Origin of the sequence: Zobellella aerophila, from assembly GCF_039539325.1 — a bacterium.
GTDB classification, from domain to species: Bacteria; Pseudomonadota; Gammaproteobacteria; order Enterobacterales; family Aeromonadaceae; genus Oceanimonas; species Oceanimonas aerophila.
The window spans coordinates 1,229,462-1,248,414 of the sequence record NZ_BAABCX010000001.1 but is presented as its reverse complement, the minus strand read 5'-3'; the positions used below and the strand labels follow the sequence as shown (position 1 = coordinate 1,248,414).

The following is an 18,953-nucleotide window of genomic DNA, read 5'->3' as shown; positions in this document are numbered from 1 at the left end:
CATATTAGGCTCCATGCCCTTTTTTATTTGAAATCCGCGTTTCATTTTTTTTTTCACCTTTGGCCGGCTCTCCCATGTTCGGTGAGCTGGGCCGGCAATATTTTCCCTGCTTTCTGATTTATTTTTAAGTATTTGATTTAAATGTATTTTATTTGTTTGTGTTGCCTGGTTTATGGGGGTTAACAGCGTTATAACACGATCCATGTCAAAGAATTGTTATTTTCACAATGTCCAGGAGTACTGTTGTCTTGCATAAAGTTACAAGTTCCAACATTATTGATTTCGAAATAAACATTCAATTAACAGTTCAATATCACGGGTAACTATTTTATCGGGCGGTCAAGTGGTTGGATGGCCCGAGCAAGGAACGAAACATATCCGGTTTCTCACAAGGAGTAAGACCATGAAATTCAAAAAGCTGATTGTTGCCTCCGCCCTGGCCTCCGCCCTGCCTTTCGGTGCCCTTGCCGACGACATCAAAATTGGGGTGTCCATGGCTCAGTTTGATGACAACTTCCTGGCCCTGGTCCGTCAGGCCATGCAGGAGAAGGCGGCCGGGCTGGAAGGCGTTGACGCCCAGTTTGAAGATGCCAAGTCGGACGTGGGCCAGCAGTTACAGCAGGTGGAAAGTTTCGTTAACCAGAAACTGGACGTCATTATCCTCAACCCGGTGGATACCCAGGCGGTGGCACCCATCATCAAGCGGGCTCGTGAAGCCGGTATCCCGCTGGTGTTCGTCAATCGTCGTCCCGAAGTCGAACTGCCCGATGGAATGGCCTTCGTGGGTTCGGACTCCAAGGTCGCCGGCAAATTGCAGATGGAATATATCGCCGAGAAGTTGGGTGGCAAGGGCAATGTGGCCATCCTGATGGGCGAGCTGTCCAACGAGGCGACCCGCGACCGCACCAGTGGGGTGGAGGAAGTGGCCGCCCGGTATCCAGACATCCACATCATCGCCAAGGAAACCGGCAAGTTTGCCCGTAAGGAAGGCATCGATGTGACCAATAACTGGCTGCTGTCCGGCTACGAAATCGACGCCATTGCCGCCAACAATGATGAGATGGCCATCGGTGCCATCATGGCCCTGGGCAAGAACCGGCTGAAAGAGGTGATTATCGGCGGGGTGGACGCCACCCCCGACGCCCTGGCCTTTGTTGACCGAGGCATGCTGGATGTGACCGTGTTCCAGGACGCCAGGGGCCAGGGGGCGGCGGCCGTCGAGACCGCCTACAAGATGGCCATGGGTGAGGCTGTGGAGCAGGACATCATGATCCCCTACGAGCTCGTTACTGCGGATAACTACAAGCTGTACGTTGGGCGTAACTAAGGTTTGGCACGGGCCCCGCCACCCGGCGGGGTCCAGTGAGACGTCTTGGAGGAAATCAGATGTACCCATATGTGCTCGAAGCCGAAGGCATCAGCAAAGGCTTCCCCGGTGTCAAGGCACTGGACAACGTAACCCTGAAGATACGGCCGGGCAGTGTGCATGCGCTGATGGGCGAAAACGGCGCCGGCAAGTCCACCCTGATGAAGTGCCTGATCGGTATCTATACCCCGGATACCGGCACCATCAAGGTCAAAGGCAAGGAAATGAGCTTCTGCGATACCATGGATGCGCTGCACTCCGGTATTTCCATGATCCACCAGGAACTGAATCTGGTGCCCTACATGACGGTGGCGGAAAATATCTGGCTGGGTCGCGAGCCGATGAAAGGTCTCTTTGTCGATCACGATATCCTTTACCGGAAAACCGACCAGCTGCTCAGGCAACTCAATATCAAGGTAAAGCCCGATGAGATGGTGGGTGAGCTCAGTATCGGTACCCAGCAGATGATCGAGATCGCCAAGGCGGTGTCCTACGATGCGGACGTGGTGATCATGGACGAGCCGACCTCGGCACTGACCGAGGGCGAGGTGTTTCACCTGTTCCGTATCATTAACGATCTCAAGGAGCAGGGTAAGTCCATCGTCTACATCAGCCACAAGATGGACGAAATCTTCGAAATCACCGACGAGATCAGCATCTTCCGGGACGGCACCTATGTCGGCTCGGACAAGACCGAACACTTCGATCGCCAGACCCTGATCACCAGGATGGTGGGCCGTGAGCTGACCCAGATGTTCCCCAAGTTCAATGACAACATCGGTGAAGAAGTGCTGCGCATCGACAACCTCAGCCGTGTCGGCAAGTTCCATGATGTCAGCTTCTCTCTCAAGCGCGGCGAGATCCTGGGGGTGGCCGGCCTGGTCGGCGCCGGGCGCAGCGAGGTAATGGAAAGCCTGTTTGGTGTGCACCCGGCGGACAGCGGAAGCATAGTGCTCGAAGGCCAGCAGGTCACCATCGGCTCGCCCGCCCAGGCCATCGATCTGGGGCTGGCCTTCCTCACCGAAGACCGCAAGAAATCCGGCCTGTTCCTGGTGTTGTCGGTACTGGAGAACATGAGCATCGTCAAGATGCCCAAGTACATCGACAACAGGGGGTTCGTCAAACATTCGGATATGGCGAAGGACTGCCTGGAGCAGATCCGGAAGCTCAATATCAAGACCCCGACCATGGATCAGATTATCAACAACCTGAGCGGCGGCAACCAGCAGAAGGTACTGATTGCCCGCTGGCTGCTGGCTCAGCCCAAGATCCTGATCCTAGATGAGCCAACCCGGGGTATCGATGTGGGGGCCAAGGCCGAAATCTACAAATTGATCAGCGAGCTCGCCAATCGTGGCGTGGCCATCATCATGGTGTCTTCCGAATTGCCGGAAATCCTGGGCATGAGTGATCGGGTGATGGTCATGCACGAAGGGCACATCACCGGCATTCTGGACAAGGCGGACGCCACTCAGGAAAAAATCCTCGAGCTGGCGTCGGAATAATCGGTTAAAAGGACTTGGACTATGGAAAACATAAAGATGAATAAAGACGTGGTGGCGCCTGCAGCCAATCAGGAAGGCATCTGGGACAATCTCAAGAAAAAAATGCCCAAGGACATGGGCATCTTCCTGGTGATGATCGGCATCGCCCTGGTGTTTGAAGTGCTGGGCTGGGTATTCCGTGGCCAGACTTTCCTGATGAACCCGGGCCGGCTGGTGCTGATTGTGCTGCAGGTGGCGATTATCGGCATTATCGCGGTCGGGGTGACCCAGGTCATTATCACCACCGGCATCGACTTGTCCTCCGGCTCGCTGGTGGCGCTAACAGCGGTGGTGGCGGCCAGTCTGGCACAGACTGCCGACAGCATTTCGCCCATGTATCCGGCCCTGGTCGATCTGCCGGCCATAGTGCCGATACTGGCGGGTATCGGGGTGGGGTTGTTATGTGGTGTGATCAACGGCTATCTGATCACCAAAACCGGGATCCCGCCCTTTATCGCCACCCTGGGCATGATGGTCTCCGCCCGTGGTCTGGCCCAGTATTACACCCAGGGTAACCCCATCAGCTTCCTGTCCGACGGCTTTACCGCCATCGGTAGCGGCTCCATGCCGGTGGTGATCTTCCTGGTGGTGGCGGTGATCTTCCATATCGCGCTCAAGCACACCCGCTACGGCAAGTATGTATACGCCATCGGCGGCAACATGACCTCGGCCCGGGTCTCCGGCATCAATGTCGACAAGTACCTGGTCATTGTGTACTCCATCGCCGGGGCCCTGTCCGGCCTGGCGGGCATCGTGATGGCGGCGCGGGTAAGCAGCGGCCAGTCCAGCATGGGTATGGCCTACGAGCTGGACGCCATCGCCGCGGCGGTTATCGGCGGCACCAGCCTGATGGGCGGGGTGGGGCGTATCACCGGCTGTGTGATCGGTGCCATCATCCTCGGCCTGATGAAGAGCGGCTTCACCTTTATCGGGGTGGATACCTACATGCAGGACATCATCAAGGGCGGCATCATCGTCGGGGCCGTGGTGATCGACATGCGCCGTAACCGGGCCAAACGCTGATCCCGTAACCGGTTGTGATTTGCCCTTAATTCAGGCAGGTGGCCCCAGGCTCCTGCCTGTTTTGTATGCGAAGGAGGCCAGGTGATTACCGACCCTTACTTTTATCTGGCTGCCATTCCCGCCGTGCTGATCTACGGCATCGGCAAGGGAGGGCTGGGCGGTGCCCTGGGGGTGGTGGCGGTGCCCCTGCTCAGCCTGACCACGCATCCCACCACCGCCGCCGCCGTGTTGCTGCCGCTGCTGTGCCTGATGGACGTGTTTGCGGTGGCCTCGCACCGTCGTCACATATGCTGGCGCCAGATCCGCCAGATCATTCCCGGCGCCCTGGTGGGGGTAGTACTGGCATGGCAGCTGATGGCCCGGGCACCGGACTGGCTGCTGACCGGTTTTGTGGGTCTGGCTTCCGTGCTGTTCTGCCTGCACCACTGGTTTACTCCGCCGGTGCCGGCCAGGGCCGGGGGACTGGGGCAGGGCACCCTGTGGGGCATGTTTGCCGGCCTGTTCAGCACGACCGTTCATGCCGGCGGGGCGCCGGCCAGCATGTACCTCCTGCCCCAGCAGCTGGAAAAACGGCTGCTGATCGGCACCATGGCGATGCTCTTTGGCCTGATCAACCTGATGAAGCTGGTGCCCTATGCCCTGTTGGGCCAGCTTAACGCCGGCAATATGCAAACCTCGCTGGTGCTGGTGCCTCTGGTGCCGGTCGGGGTGTGGATCGGCGTCTGGCTGATCAAGACCGCCAGCCAGCAGCTTATTTATCGGTTGTGTTACGACCTGCTGTTTCTCTCCGGACTGCACTTCCTGCAACGGAGCCTGCAGGTCTGGTGGTGACAAGGCCGCCATATGGCGCAACCCCGTTGTTCACCAGCGGCCATCAAGCGCAACAAATCGAGTATTGGCTCTGCCTGTTTTTTGACTTTAACAACCCAGTTCAACAACGGCTTAACGCCCTGTTTTAGGTGCCATTATGACCATGTATATTGCCAGTGCCCCCTGCTGCTGGGGCGTGGAGGACATCAACAACCCCCACCTGCCGCCGTGGGAAAGGGTACTGAGCGAGGCGGCCCAGGCCGGCTACCGGGGCATAGAGCTCGGGCCCTACGGCTATCTGCCGCTGGATATCGACCGGGTCGGCACGGCCCTCGATGCCCTCGGCCTGAGCGTGGTGGCGGGCACCATCTTCGACGATCTGGTGGACCCGGCCAACCTCGACAACCTGCTCAGGCAGACCCATGATATCTGCGACCTGCTCACCAGGCTGCCCCGGTTGCCCACAGCGCCGGGCCAGCACTTTGCTGCCCCCTACCTGGTGCTGATCGACCATGTCCATGCCGAGCGCAGCCTGGTGGCCGGTCATCCGGATCGCGCCCCTCGGCTCTCGCCCGAGCGCTGGCGGCAAACCATGGCGCACATCGAGGCCATCGGCACCCTGGCCCGGGACAGCTACGGGGTGCGGGTGGTGATCCATCCCCACGCGGGCGGCTATATCGAATTCGAGGACGAAATCGAACGACTGGTTGCCGATATTCCCGCCGAGGTGGCGGGCCTGTGCCTGGATACCGGCCACCTCTACTACTCGAAGATGGATCCGGTGACCTGGATCCGGCGCCATGCCGGGCGTATCGACTATCTGCACTTCAAGGATATCGATCCGCAGGTCTATGCCGAGGTGATGGCCGAGCCGGTGGACTTCTTTGCCGCCTGCGTCCGGGGCGTCATGTGCCCCATCGGCCGGGGCGTGCTGGACTACGACGCCATCTATGCATTGCTCAGGGAGCTGGACTATCAGGGCTATATCACGGTGGAGCAGGAGCGGGATCCGCGCAATGCCGCCGGCAGCCTGCAGGATGTGACCGCCAGCCTGACCTTTTTGCAGGGCAAAGGATTTGCAGGATGTGACCGTCACTCTGACTGACCTTTTTGCAGGGCAAGGGGTTTAAGGCGGCCAGCAGGGTGTGACCGTCACTCTCTGGCCTTTTTGCAGGGCAAAGGATTTGCAGGATGTGACCGTCACTCTGACCTTTCTGACCTTTCTGACCTTTTTGCAGGGCAAGGGGTTTAAGGCGGCCAGCAGGGTGTGACCGTCAGTCTGGCCTGCTGACCCCACCCTTTGTCCGCCGCGGGACGCTGGCCCCCGAGCACTATCGCCGGCAATATGTGAAACAGGTATTTCCGAAATTCGCCACCCTGGTGGCGGGGCCTGGCTTTATGCTCTGTTGTCAGGTTAATAAATTGCGTCTTTGGTCACAACTTTGTTAAAGAGGCGCTCAATTTCCAGATCCACGGCTTCATAGTGTGAAATAAATGTTTTATTGTCAGTTGTAACAGAATCAATAATTCATCAACCAGGGAAGAGCGGATGTCCAAGTTATTATCCAGGCGCCAGCAACCGGACAGTCAGGGTGCCATTCAGCGCATTACGCCGGAGTCGGCCGGCTGGGGGTATGTGGGCTTCGAGGTGTACGAACTGGAAGCCGGCCAGAGCCTGAGTCAGGACACCCAGGATCAGGAAGTCTGCCTGGTGCTGGTGGCGGGCAAGGCCAGCGTGCGCACCCGTGAATTGAGTGTCGAATCCATCGGCGAACGCATGAGTCCTTTCGAGCGCAAGAAACCCTATTCCGTGTATGTGCCCAACGACGATCAGTTTACCGTTACCGCCGAAACCAGGCTGGAGCTGGCGGTCTGTCGCGCACCGGGCCATGGCAACCACAAGGCGCGGCTGATCGGCCCGGAGCAGGTCGACGCCGAACAGCGTGGCAAGGGCCACAACCAGCGTTATGTACACAATATTCTGCCCGACACTGCCGAGGCGGACAGCCTGCTGGTGGTGGAAGTGTTCACCGATGAAGGCTGCACCAGCTCCTATCCGTCCCACAAGCACGACAGGGACGCCGAGCCGGGCGAAACCTATCTGGAAGAAACCTATTACCATCGCTTCGATCCGCCTCAGGGTTTTGCCCTGCAGCGGGTCTATACCGACGATTTCGAGCTGGACGAGTGCATGGCGCCCTATAACCAGGACGTGGTGCAGGTGCCAAAAGGCTACCATCCGGTGGCGACCATTGCCGGTTACAACAACTATTACCTGAATGTCATGGCCGGCCCCATCCGCAAGTGGCGTTTTACCTGGGAAGCCGATCACGCCTGGGTGAATTCAGACAACTACCCCAAGAACAAGTAAGTCGAACACAAGGACAGGAGACGAGAGATGATTAATGTGGCATTGATTGGCGCCGGCCGTATCGGCCAGGTGCATTCGGCGAATATTGTGGCCCACCCGGAAAGCCGGCTGGTGGCCATCGTGGATGCCTTCCCGGAAGCGGCCATTAGCCTGTCCGAGAAAACCGGCGCGCCGGTGAAAACCCTGGAAGAGGTGATGGCCGACGAGAGCATCGATGCGGTGGTGATCGGCTCGGCCACCGACACCCACGCCGACTTTATCGAGCTGGCGGCGCGCAGCGGCAAGGCCATCCTCTGTGAGAAGCCGGTGGATCTCAGCCTGGAGCGGGTGCAGGCCTGCCTCAAGGTGGTGGAAGAATGTAAGGTGCCGCTGCTGGTGGGGTTCAATCGCCGCTTCGATCCCAACTTTGCCGCCGTGCGCAACCGCTACCAGCAAGGGCAGATCGGCAAGGCCGAGTCGGTGCTGATTGTTTCCCGTGATCCGTCACCGCCCCCCGTGTCCTATATTCAGCGCTCCGGCGGCATGTTTCGCGATATGACCATCCATGACTTCGACATGGCCTGCTACCTGGTCAATGAGCCGGTGGTGGCGGTGACCGCCCGCGGCAGCTGCGTGGTGGATCCGGCCATTGGCGAGGCCGGCGATATCGATACCGCCACCATCACCCTGGAGTTCGCCTCCGGCGCCCTGGGCACCATCGTCAATACCCGCCGCTCGGGCTTCGGCTACGACCAGCGCATCGAACTGCTGGGCTCGGAAGGACTGCTCCGGGCCGAGAACCAGCTGGAAAACACGGTTCTGCTGGCCAATGGTCAGGGGGTCAGTGCGGCCAACCCGCAATATTTCTTCCTGGAGCGTTACAGTGCGGCCTTCCGGGCAGAGTGGGCGCATTTCGTGGACGTGGCGCTGGGTCGGGCCGAGTGTCTGAGCGGCGGCAAGGAAGGCGAACAGGCCCTGCGCCTGGCCGATGCCGCGCTGGAGTCCTATACCACCGGCAAGACGGTCCGCCTGTAATGGTGGGGGCGGTTGGCCCCCATTGTATCAGGCTCGCCACGCTCGCTCGGGCGAGGGGAGGACGGAGAACGCCGAGCGCCTGTGATCTTTCTCAATGGGTATCAGACTCGGGTAGTCTGGTTTGCACCTGCCAGTGGCAGGCGCTTTTTTATGTATGAATATTTTTATGGCTAATCGGCCCGGCTCAGGAGTCAGTCCTCCGATAGACACCGGCCCCTTCCGCCTCGGATAACCAGGCGATCAGTGCGTCAACAGGCATGGGCCTGGCAAACCAGTAGCCCTGGATCTGGTCACAATCGAACGCTTGCAGCAATTCCACCTGCGGCGCCGTTTCCACCCCTTCCGCCACCACCGTCATCGACAGGCCATGGGCCATGCGGATGATGGCGTCCACTATGCCTCTGTCGTCCTGCTCCTGCACGATATCGGTGATAAAGCTGCAATCTATCTTGAGCATGTCGACCGGCAGGCGTTTCAGATAACTCAGGCTGGAATAGCCGGTACCGAAATCATCCAGGGCAATGGAGATATGTGCCTCGCGTAACTGGGATAACAACCGCTTGGCCCGTTCTGGCTCCTGCATCAGGCTGCTTTCGGTCAGCTCCAGCGACAGCCGCTGGGGGGGAATACCCGCCTGGTGCAGCCGGGTGAGCAGCTGTTCGGCAAAATCGTCCTGGGTCAGCTGGCGGGCGCTGATATTGATGGCGATGGATTGCTCAAAACCGTGCTCGGACAGGCGTTGCAGATCGCGGCAGGCCTGTTCGATCAGCCAGTAACCGACGGGAATGATCAGACCCGTGTCTTCCAGTACCGGGATAAAAACGGCAGGCGACACCGGGCCCAGCTCTTGCGGCTGCCAGCGCATCAGGGCTTCAAAGCCCAGGATCCGGCGGCTTTGCAGACAGAGCTTGGGTTGGTAATGGAGGCTGAAGTCCTGCTGCTGCCAGGCCCGGTGCAGGGCATTTTCCAGCGACACCGTACTGATGGGGAGTTCGGCCTTGGCCGGGGGCGCATAAACGCAGATGCTGTTACGTCCTTTCTGTTTGGCCTCTGCCAAGGCGTACTCGGCGTGGCGCATCAGTTCGTCCGCCGTCGGGCCGTCGTCGGGCCAGCGGACGATACCCATGCCAGCGGTGATGAAGAGGGTATGCTGGGCCAGGGTGAAGGGTTGGGCCAACAGCTGTTTCAGTCGTTGGGACCAGGCCATCACATCGGCGGGCGCGCCGTCACCGGGCAGCAGCAAGGAGAATATGTCGCCGGTCCTGGCCAGGTGGCAGTCGGCATGGCACTGCTGGCGCAGCCGAGCCGCCACCAGGCACAACAACTCATCGCCGGCCTCGTGGCCCAGGTTGTCATTGATTTGCTTGAACCGATCCAGGCCGATCAGCAACAGATAACCCTGCCGGCGGGCGGCGCAGACCCGCGTCAGGGCATGATGAAAGGATCGTCTGTTGGCCAGCCGGGTCAGGGCATCAAAATGGGTCAGCTCGATCAACCTGGCCTGTTTCCGGGCCAAGGCCTGATGATACTTGAGATGCGCCTTCCAGGCCTGCCGTACCAGGGAGCGGGTCAGGCCGTAGAAGGCCAAGCCGGTTAACAGCACGAAGCCGATCCCCTTGATGGTATGCAGCCAGCTAAGCTCAGTGCCATAACGGGCAATCAGCAGATTGGTCAGGGCGTCGGAACTCAGCACCCAGCCGGCGGCGATCAGCATATAAAAGAGCGTTAAACGTAGCGGCATGGCCCAGAGGGAAACGGGAAAACTGTCTTTGCCCGGTGCCTTGCTGAGCTTGTCGAGATAGTCTTCTGTGCCGAGGGGCTCAGGTGGCTTCATGGAATGGTTCGGTGAACAAAATGATAAACGGGTGTTCGAGGGTAGCCGGAGGTGGCCGCCGTTGTCTAACAGTTTAAGGGGTCCTGTTATTACTCATACATTGTGTTGATACCGTAGCGCCTTGTTGGGATGGCGACGAAATCATGGACAGGAGCGGAGCATGCCCGGGCGAGTCATTCGGCTGAGCCATCCCGGGACCTGGAATCACGGGTAACAGCCTGAGTTCCTTCCCGGGCTCTGTGTACTTTTTTTTGCACAAAATAATTCTGAATTGGAGACGGCTCTGAAAGTTATTTCAAGTTATAACAATGACTTGCCCGAGGTGTGGCAAAAAATTAGTGATTTAATATGCATATTTTGTAAAAAATATGTGACTAAACATTGCATTTCTGCTTTGCCAGTATATGGCTTCCCAAGGTAAACTGTGGCTCCCAAGCAATAGGGTCAATAATCAGTCGTTACATAAACAGACAAATAGAAGAAACCACATATGACGGAACGTACTCACCTCGGAACTTTACAAGTTGCTACCGTTCTCCACGATCTGGTAGTTAATGAAATAATCCCCGGCACCGGCGTCGAGCCTGCCACCTTCTGGACCGGCATGGAACAAATCGTCAACGATTTGGCGCCCAAGAACCGTGCCCTGCTGGCCAAGCGAGATCACCTCCAGCAGCAGATCGACAGCTGGCACCAGTCGCATCAACGCCATGATGCGGCCGCCTACAAACAGTTCCTGCAAGAAATAGGCTACCTGCAGCCTTCGGTGGCCGATTTTGAAGTCACCACCACCAACGTGGATGACGAATTGGCGGTCCTGGCCGGTCCTCAGCTGGTGGTACCGGTCAACAATGCCCGCTATGCCCTTAACGCCGCCAACGGTCGCTGGGGCAGTCTGTATGACGCCCTCTATGGCAGTGATGCCATTGCCGAGACTGACGGAGCCGAAAAAGGCAGCAGCTTCAATCCCCGTCGTGCCGCCAAGGTGGTGGCCTGGGGTCGCCGGCTGCTGGATCAGGCCGCCCCCCTGGCCAAAGGCAGCCATGCGGACGCCGTCGGCTATCGACTGGTCAACGGCCAGTTGCAAATTACCCTGGAAAATGGCGAACAAACCGGTCTGGCCCAGGCCGAGAAATTTGTCGGTTTTAACGGCGATGCCTCGGCACCCGAGGCGGTATTGCTGCGCAACAACGGCCTGCATATCGAACTGCAGTTTGATCCTAGCCATGTGGTCGGCAAGGACGACAAGGCCGGTATCAAGGATCTGCTGCTGGAGTCCGCCCTGTCCACCATCATGGATTGTGAAGACTCGGTCGCGGCGGTTGATGCCGAAGACAAGGTTGGCGTCTATCGCAACTGGCTGGGTCTGATGAAAGGCACCCTGACCGAAAAGGTGCAAAAGGGCGACAAGGAAATCCTCCGGACCCTGAACCCGGATCGGGAATATCGCTCCGCCGACGGCGATACCTTTACCCTGCATGGCCGCAGCCTGCTGTTTGTGCGCAACGTAGGCCACCTGATGACCAACGAAGCGGTGCTGGATAAAGACGGCAACGAAGTGCCCGAAGGGATCATCGATGGCCTGGTCACCAGCCTGATCGCCATCCACGATCTCAAGGGCAACGGCAAGTTCAGGAACTCCCGCACCGGCAGCATCTATATCGTCAAGCCCAAGATGCACGGCCCGGAAGAAGTGGCCTTCGCCTGCGAACTGTTCGGCCGTATCGAAGCGGTGCTCGGGCTCCAGCCTAATACCATGAAAGTGGGGATCATGGACGAAGAGCGCCGGACCAGTGCCAACCTCAAGGCCTGTATCTATGAAGCCCGCGAACGGGTGGTGTTTATCAACACCGGTTTCCTCGACCGTACCGGTGATGAAATCCACACCAGCATGGAAGCGGGCCCCGTGGTACGCAAGGGCGACATGAAGCAGCAGGCCTGGATCCAGGCCTACGAAAACAACAACGTCGACGTGGGTCTGGCCGCTGGCCTCAAGGGCCGAGCCCAGATCGGCAAGGGCATGTGGGCCGTTCCCGACAACATGGCGGATATGCTCAGGGAAAAAATCGCCCATCCTCAGGCCGGCGCCAACACCGCCTGGGTACCGTCACCGACCGCGGCTACCCTGCACGCGACCCATTACCATCAGGTTAATGTGGCGGCCCGTCAGGACGAGTTGCGCAGCCGTCAGGCCGCCAGCCTGGATGATTTGCTGACCATTCCGATGCTGGCCGATCCCGCGGCCCTGAGCGCAGAGGAGATCCAGCAGGAGCTGGATAACAATGCCCAGGGTATCCTGGGTTACGTGGTGCGCTGGATAGATCAGGGAGTGGGTTGTTCCAAGGTGCCGGATATCAACCATGTCGGTCTGATGGAAGACAGGGCAACCCTGCGGATCTCCGCTCAGCATATCGCCAACTGGTTGCGCCACGGTATCTGCACCAAAGAGCAGGTAGCGGAATCCATGCGCCGTATGGCGGCGGTGGTGGATAGCCAGAATGCCGGCGACCCCCTGTATCGCACCATGGCCCCCGGCTTTGACGGTGTCGCCTTTGAGGCCGCCTGTGCCCTGGTGTTCGAAGGCACCACCCAGCCCAGCGGCTATACCGAGCCTTTGCTGCACGCCTACCGGCGCAAGCTGAAGGCGCAAGGTTAAGCGTTAGCTGACACAAAAAATCCCCGGCTGGTCCGGGGATTTTTGTTTATAAGCCATGAATTTTACTCATCTGCGCCATGCGAAAGTATCATGGTTTTTTTGGGGCGCAATATCGGATGTAACCTGTTAGTCTTTCGCCCAATTGAACCAATAATTAATGACAGCAGCACGGACCGGCAACATGATCAAACGCTTGGTAGTTTCCCTTTCTTCCCTGATTTTCAGCGTGTTCCTGCTGATGGGCGGAAATACCTTTGTGATGACCCTGCTGGGAGTCAACCTGGGACTGAAAAAGGTCGAGCCGACCCTGATCGGCAGCATCATGGTGTGTTATTCCGTCGGCTTTGTGCTCGGTTCCTTATATGGTCCCAAGGTGATTCAGCGGGTCGGGCATATCCGGGCGTTTGCGGTATTCAGTGCTTTCCTCGCCTGCTCGACCATGATCTTTCCGCTGACCGACAGCATAATGGTGTGGGCCTTGCTGCGTGCCTTAAGTGGGGTGGCGGTGGCCGGCTGCTTCATTGTCATCGAAAGCTGGTTCAGCGCCGTGGCAACCAACGAGTACCGGGCGACCCTGTTTTTTACCTACCAGATCTGTACCTATGTGGCGGCCACTGCCGGCCAGCTGCTGATCGGTCTGACGGATCCGGCGGCCTTCGTACCCTTTACCTTGGGCGCCATCGTGCTGACCGCCGCCCTGGTGCCTTTATCCCTCAGCCGGATGGAGGCCCCCACGATAGAGCACAGTGAACGGATCAGCGTAAAGGCGATTATCAAGGATGCCCCAGCGGGGCTGCTGGCGTCCCTGTGCAGCGGTATATTGATCAGCAGCTTCTATTCGATGGCGCCGGTTTATGCCATTGAGGTCGGACTGCCGGTCAATCAGCTTTCTTATTTCATGGCGGCTTCCGTGTTTACCTTTATCCTGTTTGCCTGGCCACTGGGGCGGTTGTGCGACAAGCTGGATCGCAGCAAGATCATGGTATGGATCAATGTCTTGATTACCGCCAGTGCCCTGAGCGTGGTGTTCTTCGGCCATCTGCACCTGTGGCTGCTGATCGGTTTTTCATCCTTTTACATGGGCATGGTCGCATCCATCTATCCGGTGGCGGTGGCGATTACCAATGACCGTATGGAGGCCCATCATATTGTGGCGGCCAGTACCACGTTGCTGCTGAGTTATGGCCTGGGCAGTTCCCTCGGCCCCTTGTTCAGCTCGAGCATGATGACGCTGCTGGGGGCTGAAGGCTTATATTACGGCTGTGCCGGGGTGGCTTTCTTGCTCGGCATCTATACTTGGATCTGGCAGTGGCGGAGCAAGTCGGTGCCGGTGATCGAGCAGGCCCACTATATCCAGACCCCGGTGGAAACGGCCGGTATTATCGTCGAGCTGGATCCCCGTAACGAAGAGTTTGTCGATGTGCCCCTTGAAGAAGTCTTCCCGGATATGGAAGCCGAGGAGATTGCCGAGGCTCAGGCCTGCCAGATGGAACTGGAATTGCCGGAACCAGAGCCCGAGCAGGAGACGGAACCCCGGGTTGAGCAGTCCCTGGCGGCGAGTAGCTAAATAACCGTTCCTAATTGTGCTACAGAGCCCAGGCTCGAATGCAGACTCGCCGTAAACCCATCCTTGGGGGCTCCGCGTGCCACTGACCGCCATGGATGGCGGGAATGCCGGAACGGCAGGAGCATTTTCCGGCCCTGGCGCAGAGGGTCTGCTTATCGAATCCTGACCTCTGTCTCGAAATGTAGCGGTATTTGTATCAGTTATTTAGGTTACTGTTCATGTATTGCGCCGCTAGGTGTCATTGCGGAGCCTGCACCGCGCAGCACTCATGATTCATAAAACTGTCAATCCCTTGGGTTAGGCTGAACTCATCCAATCGCCAGTCAGGGAATACAGTGATGCGTACACCATTATCTTTGCTTACTCAGGTTCATGAGCATGCCAACCGATTGCGGGCCAGCGAGCCTGAGCGGGACATCCAGGACTGTGACGACTGCCGCCTGGCCGAGTTATGGCTCTGGCTGGATGAGCAACAAAGCAAGGTGATCCCGCTGCGAAGAGCGCCGGCTCAGGCTTGAGCGGCCTGGTACAAGCCGCAAGCTGTCCCCAGCGCGACGGCCATGGGGGGCAGCCGTCGTCACCTCGGTCAGTTCCCGGTATCATGGGCGGCCGTCAATATAACCCCCTGTATATCTATTTTTTCTTGTTTCCCTCGCGCAACAGCCCCGCCGCTGCTCATTGCATTGGTGATTGATAATTCAATGATCATCGCTATTATTAGCATATGCTAATTTAAAGGAGCTCGTCATGACGGTGGTGAACTTTACCCCTTGGAGCGCCCTGTTCGGCGGCATGCTGATCGGCCTGGGTGCCTTGCTGTTGATGGTGGCTGCCGGTCGGGTGGCGGGGATCAGCGGCATCCTGATCGGTCTCGGCGGTCACTCCGACAGGGGGTGGCGGCTGGCGTTCGTGGCCGGCTTGCTGTCGGCGACGCTGCTGCTGTTTCAGTCCGGGATGGCGGAGGTGCCGTCACTGGCCGGGATGGCGCCCGGAAAACTGCTGCTGGCCGGCCTGTTGGTGGGCATAGGCACCCGCCTGGGCAATGGCTGTACCAGTGGCCATGGTATCTGCGGTCTGGGCCGTGGCTCGCGGCGTTCCATGGCGGCGACCCTGGTGTTTATCGCCGCCGGTATTGCCACCGTTGCCATGCTGAAGTGAGGCCAAGATGATGCTGTATCTTATCGGCCTGCTGTCCGGTGCCTTGTTTGGGTTAGGGCTGGTGCTCTCAGGCATGATCAATCCGGCCAAAGTCCTGGGCTTTCTGGATGTGTTCGGAGCCTGGGATCCCAGCCTGGCGCTGGTGATGGCCGGTGCGCTGGCGGTGTTTGCCCCCGGCTTGTGGTTTTGGCGAACCAAGCACGGCCAATGCGTGCTGGGGACCGATTTGCCTAAGGTAGCGGCGCCGGTTATCGATGGCCGGCTGCTGCTGGGGGCATCGATCTTTGGTGCCGGCTGGGGTATGGCGGGTATCTGCCCCGGCCCCGCCATCGGCTTGGCTGCCAGCCTGCAATGGCAGGTGGGGGTCTTTATCCTGGCGATGGGCGCAGGGTTTTGGCTGGTGGGCCGCCTGACGGTAGCTGGAAGCGGTAAGCTTTAAGTCGCTCGAGTCGCCGGACGCTACGGTGATTGGACTAACCCAATGAAAAGGCTGCGATTCCTTGCCGGGATGATGCAGCCTTTATCATTTACGCCTGGTTCAGGTAATCCACCACCACCTGATGATGATCCTTGGTCTTGAACTTGTCGAACACCTTCTCCACCCGACCTTGCTCGTCTATCAGGAAGCTGATGCGATGGATGCCGTCGTATTCCTTGCCCATGAACTTTTTGGGGCCCCAGACGCCGAAGGCATCGGCCACCGCGTGGTCTTCGTCGGACAGCAGGGTGAAGTTCAGCTCGTCCTTCAGTTCAAATTTCTTCAGGCGGCTGACCGGGTCCGGGCTGATACCCAATACCACCACATCGTGATTGGTCAGCTCGGCCTGGCTGTCACGCAGGCCGCAGGCCTGTACCTTGCAACCGGGCGTCATCGCCTTGGGGTAAAAATACACCAGGACTTTTTTACCGCCGAAATCGCTCAGGCTGATGCCCTTGCCGTTTTGATCCAACAGGGTAAACGCAGGCGCTGTGCTGCCTTGGCTCAAGTATGTCATCTGCACTCCGGTTATTTGCGTTTGAGTCGAAAACTGTGTCGTTGGCTGTCCAGCTCATGGCAGAGGGTTTCGAAGGCGCGCTCGGCCTCGCCGTCGGCCAGGCTCTCGGGGAGGTTAAGCTGAAAATCGGCCTGGAACATGCCCGACTCTTCGCCGCTTAGGGTTTGGCTTTGCATCGCCTGTATATCCCAACCCCGATCACTGAAAAACTGGGTACAGCGATTGACGATCCCCGGCCGGTCCGGCACCACCAGCTCCACATAGGCGCTCAGGGCATAACTGGGCTGTACCAGCACCTGGGTGCGTTTCATCATGGTGATCAGGGACAGGCTCTGGCCGAACAGGGGCAGGGTGGTTTCCAGACGGGTGATCTGGTTCCAGCTCCCGGACAACAGCAGGATAAAGGTGAATTCATTGCCGAAGATACCGAGCCGGCTATCGACAATATTGCAGCCACAGTCGGTGACATGACGGGCCACTTCGTTGACTATGCCGGGTCTGTTTTCGCCTATGGCGGTCACCACAAGATGATGGGTCATCAGGCTGTCCGAAAAATGCTGGTGAACAAGCCGGCCATGGTAGCACAAATCGCCATGGGCTCCAGCGGCTCTCTTGTATTCCAAGGGGGGGACCACTACCATACGGGCTCTTGATTACCAACGGGAATGTCCATGTTCAGCGGCAGCATAGTGGCTTTGATCACCCCCATGACGGCTGAGGGTGAAATAGACTTTGTCAGCCTGGAGCGGCTGGTTCATTATCATATCGACAGCGGCACCCGTGCCATCGCCGCCATGGGTACCACGGGTGAGTCGCCGACCCTGACCACGAGCGAGCACCTGGAAGTGGTCAGGGCGGTGCTGGCGTTTGCCGGGGGCCGCATTCCCGTGATCGGTGGTTGCGGCTCCAATAACACCCGTCAGGCCATTCGTCTCAGCCAGGAGATGGAAGGGATGGGGGTGGCGGCGGGACTGTCGGTGACCCCTTACTATAACAAGCCTTCCCAGGATGCCCTGCTGGCCCATTATGGCGCCATTACCCGGGCCAGTGCCTTGCCGCAGATCCTTTATAATGTGCCGGGGCGTACCGGTTGTGATCTGTTGCCCGAGACCGTGGCTCGGCTGGCGGAACTTGAGCAGGTGATCGGCATCAAAGAAGCCAGTGGCCGGCTCGAGCGGGTGAGCCGGCTCAAGTCCCTGTGCGGTGATGACTTCCTGTTGTTCAGTGGTGACGACGATCTTGGACTGGATTTTGTCCGCCTGGGGGGGCATGGGGTGATTTCGGTCACCGCCAATGCGGCGGCCGCGGAGATGGCGAGCCTCTATCGGGCAGCCTTGGCCGGTGACTGGTCACGGGCACGGGCGCTCAACGAGCGGCTGATGTCTCTGCACCAAAACCTGTTCTGTGATAGCAATCCAATACCAGTGAAATGGGCCTGTATGCAGTTGGGGCTCATCGATACACATATGCCGCGTTTGCCCTTGATCCCCCTGAGTGCCTCCGGCCAGGACAAGGTGATGGCAGCGTTGAACCAAGCGGAGTTAATAGGGCGTGGATAACATGGTAAAGAATAAAAGGGCACTGGTCGGCCTGCTGGCCCTGACTGTCCTGGCGGGCTGCAGCAGCCCGGAAAAACGCAGCCAGGCCAACCGGGGTTTTGATTATCAGCAGGAATCCTTGCGCATCAGGCCTCTGCTGATACCGGCTGGCCTGGATGCCCCGGCCTTTAACAACGAGTTTGTGGTACCGGCCTTGTCCGCCCAGGCCGCCCTGGGTGCCAAAGGCACCGAGCTGGATATCCGTCCGCCGATCCAGGTCTTGCCCCTGATCCGTGGCTCACAGGTAGCGGACCAGGGCTCTGCCCTCTGGTTTTATCAACAGCGCCTGGATCAGCCCCTGGAACAGGAGCTGGCCCTGGCGCTGGAAAGCTTCTTGAATAAGCAAGAGATTGATTTCAACAGGAATGACCAGGGCTGGTTGACCGACTGGGTCGGCGCCAAGAGCGAGCCTGAGCTCCGGTATGTATGGCAGTTTGCACCGGATCCGGTGCGTCGCGCCGTGGCGATCTCGGTGACCATCGCCGAGCAGCGTGGCGATTCGACCCTGCGCCCCCAGGATCGGCAAAGGGCGGAAGCGGTCATGCTCAACGCCTTTTCACTGGACTATCAGTCCGCGTTGACGGCCCGGGAAAGTGAGCTGGACAAGGGGCCGATCGGGATTGAGCTGGATCCGGCCCAGGGCCGGATATTGGCGGCGCAAGGCTATGACCGTACCTGGCGCCGCCTGGTGACCCTGTTGCCGAAGATGGGCTTCGATATCACCAACCGCCAACAGGCGCTGGGTTATCTGGACGTCGAGTTTGATGGCCTGAGCGACGGCAAATGGCAGGATTTGGGCCTGCCGGCCCTGGATGTTCCCGAGGATGAATATCGGATCCAGTTAGGGGATCTGGGCAATCAGACCAGCATCATGATCAATGACAAGGATCGGGTGCCGGTGTCAGCCGAGGTGCTGGGCCAATTCAGCAGGACGCTGGCCAAGGCCTTCGAGCGGACCGATCTGATCAAGTAACCGCGGTTCTTCCCCTTTTCCAGTGGTGGGATAAACGCGGGGAG

General features: G+C 58.7%; 17 protein-coding genes. 14 read left to right on the top strand and 3 right to left on the bottom strand.

Annotation, left to right across the window (positions count from 1 at the left end; genetic code table 11):
- Window positions 1-403 precede the first annotated feature (403 nt).
- The 7 genes from ABD806_RS05780 (at window position 404) to iolG (ending at window position 8,128) form a co-directional block, all read left to right on the top strand.
- Entirely contained in the window at window positions 404-1,327 is a 924-nt protein-coding gene (locus ABD806_RS05780; RefSeq protein WP_344955632.1) for a sugar ABC transporter substrate-binding protein, read from the top strand.
- A 59-nt stretch (window positions 1,328-1,386) separates the two neighbouring features.
- The gene (locus ABD806_RS05775; protein ID WP_344955629.1) at window positions 1,387-2,871 is read left to right on the top strand and encodes a sugar ABC transporter ATP-binding protein; all 1,485 of its coding nucleotides are present in this window, start codon (window positions 1,387-1,389) and stop codon (window positions 2,869-2,871) included.
- Window positions 2,872-2,892: 21 nt separating this feature from the next.
- Entirely contained in the window at window positions 2,893-3,933 is a 1,041-nt protein-coding gene (locus ABD806_RS05770) for an ABC transporter permease (RefSeq protein WP_344955627.1), read from the top strand.
- Window positions 3,934-4,014: 81 nt separating this feature from the next.
- Entirely contained in the window at window positions 4,015-4,764 is a 750-nt protein-coding gene (locus ABD806_RS05765) for a sulfite exporter TauE/SafE family protein (protein WP_344955624.1), read from the top strand.
- A 136-nt stretch (window positions 4,765-4,900) separates the two neighbouring features.
- Window positions 4,901-5,848, top strand: coding sequence for a TIM barrel protein (locus ABD806_RS05760; RefSeq protein WP_344955621.1), 948 nt, complete (start codon window positions 4,901-4,903; stop codon window positions 5,846-5,848).
- Between the two features lie 444 nt (window positions 5,849-6,292).
- Window positions 6,293-7,114 carry a 5-deoxy-glucuronate isomerase gene (gene iolB / locus ABD806_RS05755; protein ID WP_344955618.1) on the top strand — a complete coding sequence of 274 codons (822 nt, stop codon included), beginning with the start codon at window positions 6,293-6,295 and terminating at the stop codon, window positions 7,112-7,114.
- A gap of 27 nt (window positions 7,115-7,141) precedes the next feature.
- The gene (gene iolG / locus ABD806_RS05750; RefSeq protein WP_344955616.1) at window positions 7,142-8,128 is read left to right on the top strand and encodes an inositol 2-dehydrogenase; all 987 of its coding nucleotides are present in this window, start codon (window positions 7,142-7,144) and stop codon (window positions 8,126-8,128) included.
- Between the two features lie 184 nt (window positions 8,129-8,312).
- Here iolG and ABD806_RS05745 read toward each other — a convergent pair whose 3' ends face one another.
- Window positions 8,313-9,962 carry a putative bifunctional diguanylate cyclase/phosphodiesterase gene (locus ABD806_RS05745; RefSeq protein WP_344955613.1) on the bottom strand — a complete coding sequence of 550 codons (1,650 nt, stop codon included), beginning with the start codon at window positions 9,960-9,962 and terminating at the stop codon, window positions 8,313-8,315.
- 490 nt (window positions 9,963-10,452) lie between these two features.
- Between ABD806_RS05745 and ABD806_RS05740 the strand changes: the two genes are divergently transcribed.
- From ABD806_RS05740 to ABD806_RS05720, 5 genes are all read left to right on the top strand, one after another.
- Window positions 10,453-12,618, top strand: coding sequence for a malate synthase G (locus ABD806_RS05740; protein WP_344955611.1), 2,166 nt, complete (start codon window positions 10,453-10,455; stop codon window positions 12,616-12,618).
- A gap of 181 nt (window positions 12,619-12,799) precedes the next feature.
- Window positions 12,800-14,185 carry an MFS transporter gene (locus ABD806_RS05735; RefSeq protein WP_344955609.1) on the top strand — a complete coding sequence of 462 codons (1,386 nt, stop codon included), beginning with the start codon at window positions 12,800-12,802 and terminating at the stop codon, window positions 14,183-14,185.
- 338 nt (window positions 14,186-14,523) lie between these two features.
- Window positions 14,524-14,703, top strand: a complete 180-nt coding sequence (locus ABD806_RS05730; protein ID WP_344955607.1) for a hypothetical protein — start codon at window positions 14,524-14,526, stop codon at window positions 14,701-14,703.
- Window positions 14,704-14,932: 229 nt separating this feature from the next.
- Entirely contained in the window at window positions 14,933-15,343 is a 411-nt protein-coding gene (locus ABD806_RS05725) for a YeeE/YedE family protein (RefSeq protein ID WP_344955605.1), read from the top strand.
- A gap of 10 nt (window positions 15,344-15,353) precedes the next feature.
- Window positions 15,354-15,782, top strand: coding sequence for a DUF6691 family protein (locus ABD806_RS05720; RefSeq protein WP_344956459.1), 429 nt, complete (start codon window positions 15,354-15,356; stop codon window positions 15,780-15,782).
- A gap of 88 nt (window positions 15,783-15,870) precedes the next feature.
- On the opposite strand, the gene bcp is transcribed toward ABD806_RS05720, so the two are convergent.
- Together bcp and ABD806_RS05710 are read right to left on the bottom strand one after the other, a co-directional pair.
- Window positions 15,871-16,338 (bottom strand): thioredoxin-dependent thiol peroxidase, encoded by a 468-nt coding sequence (gene bcp / locus ABD806_RS05715; protein ID WP_344955603.1) that lies wholly within the window; start codon window positions 16,336-16,338, stop codon window positions 15,871-15,873.
- Window positions 16,339-16,349: 11 nt separating this feature from the next.
- A complete protein-coding gene (locus ABD806_RS05710; protein WP_344955600.1) occupies window positions 16,350-16,877 on the bottom strand; it encodes a glycine cleavage system transcriptional repressor in 528 nt (175 codons plus the stop codon).
- Between the two features lie 132 nt (window positions 16,878-17,009).
- Between ABD806_RS05710 and dapA the strand changes: the two genes are divergently transcribed.
- Both dapA and bamC read left to right on the top strand, forming a co-directional pair.
- On the top strand, window positions 17,010-17,897 hold the full coding sequence (gene dapA / locus ABD806_RS05705) for a 4-hydroxy-tetrahydrodipicolinate synthase (RefSeq protein ID WP_344955598.1): 888 nt from the start codon (window positions 17,010-17,012) through the stop codon (window positions 17,895-17,897).
- 1 nt (window position 17,898) lies between these two features.
- A complete protein-coding gene (bamC, locus tag ABD806_RS05700) occupies window positions 17,899-18,909 on the top strand; it encodes an NlpB/DapX family lipoprotein (protein WP_344955596.1) in 1,011 nt (336 codons plus the stop codon).
- Window positions 18,910-18,953: the final 44 nt, after the last annotated feature.

Bases quoted from the DNA above. Each gene is read 5' to 3' on its own strand.
- ABD806_RS05760 (WP_344955621.1), top strand. From the start codon at position 4,901: ATGACCATGTATATTGCCAGTGCCCCCTGCTGCTGGGGCGTGGAGGAC.
- ABD806_RS05725 (WP_344955605.1), top strand. From the start codon at position 14,933: ATGACGGTGGTGAACTTTACCCCTTGGAGCGCCCTGTTCGGCGGCATG.
- dapA (WP_344955598.1), top strand. From the start codon at position 17,010: ATGTTCAGCGGCAGCATAGTGGCTTTGATCACCCCCATGACGGCTGAG.
- ABD806_RS05770 (WP_344955627.1), top strand. From the start codon at position 2,893: ATGGAAAACATAAAGATGAATAAAGACGTGGTGGCGCCTGCAGCCAAT.
- ABD806_RS05720 (WP_344956459.1), top strand. From the start codon at position 15,354: ATGCTGTATCTTATCGGCCTGCTGTCCGGTGCCTTGTTTGGGTTAGGG.
- bamC (WP_344955596.1), top strand. From the start codon at position 17,899: ATGGTAAAGAATAAAAGGGCACTGGTCGGCCTGCTGGCCCTGACTGTC.
- ABD806_RS05730 (WP_344955607.1), top strand. From the start codon at position 14,524: ATGCGTACACCATTATCTTTGCTTACTCAGGTTCATGAGCATGCCAAC.
- ABD806_RS05780 (WP_344955632.1), top strand. From the start codon at position 404: ATGAAATTCAAAAAGCTGATTGTTGCCTCCGCCCTGGCCTCCGCCCTG.
- ABD806_RS05745 (WP_344955613.1), bottom strand. From the start codon at position 9,962: ATGAAGCCACCTGAGCCCCTCGGCACAGAAGACTATCTCGACAAGCTC.
- ABD806_RS05775 (WP_344955629.1), top strand. From the start codon at position 1,387: ATGTACCCATATGTGCTCGAAGCCGAAGGCATCAGCAAAGGCTTCCCC.
- ABD806_RS05735 (WP_344955609.1), top strand. From the start codon at position 12,800: ATGATCAAACGCTTGGTAGTTTCCCTTTCTTCCCTGATTTTCAGCGTG.
- bcp (WP_344955603.1), bottom strand. From the start codon at position 16,338: ATGACATACTTGAGCCAAGGCAGCACAGCGCCTGCGTTTACCCTGTTG.
- ABD806_RS05740 (WP_344955611.1), top strand. From the start codon at position 10,453: ATGACGGAACGTACTCACCTCGGAACTTTACAAGTTGCTACCGTTCTC.
- iolG (WP_344955616.1), top strand. From the start codon at position 7,142: ATGATTAATGTGGCATTGATTGGCGCCGGCCGTATCGGCCAGGTGCAT.
- iolB (WP_344955618.1), top strand. From the start codon at position 6,293: ATGTCCAAGTTATTATCCAGGCGCCAGCAACCGGACAGTCAGGGTGCC.
- ABD806_RS05710 (WP_344955600.1), bottom strand. From the start codon at position 16,877: ATGACCCATCATCTTGTGGTGACCGCCATAGGCGAAAACAGACCCGGC.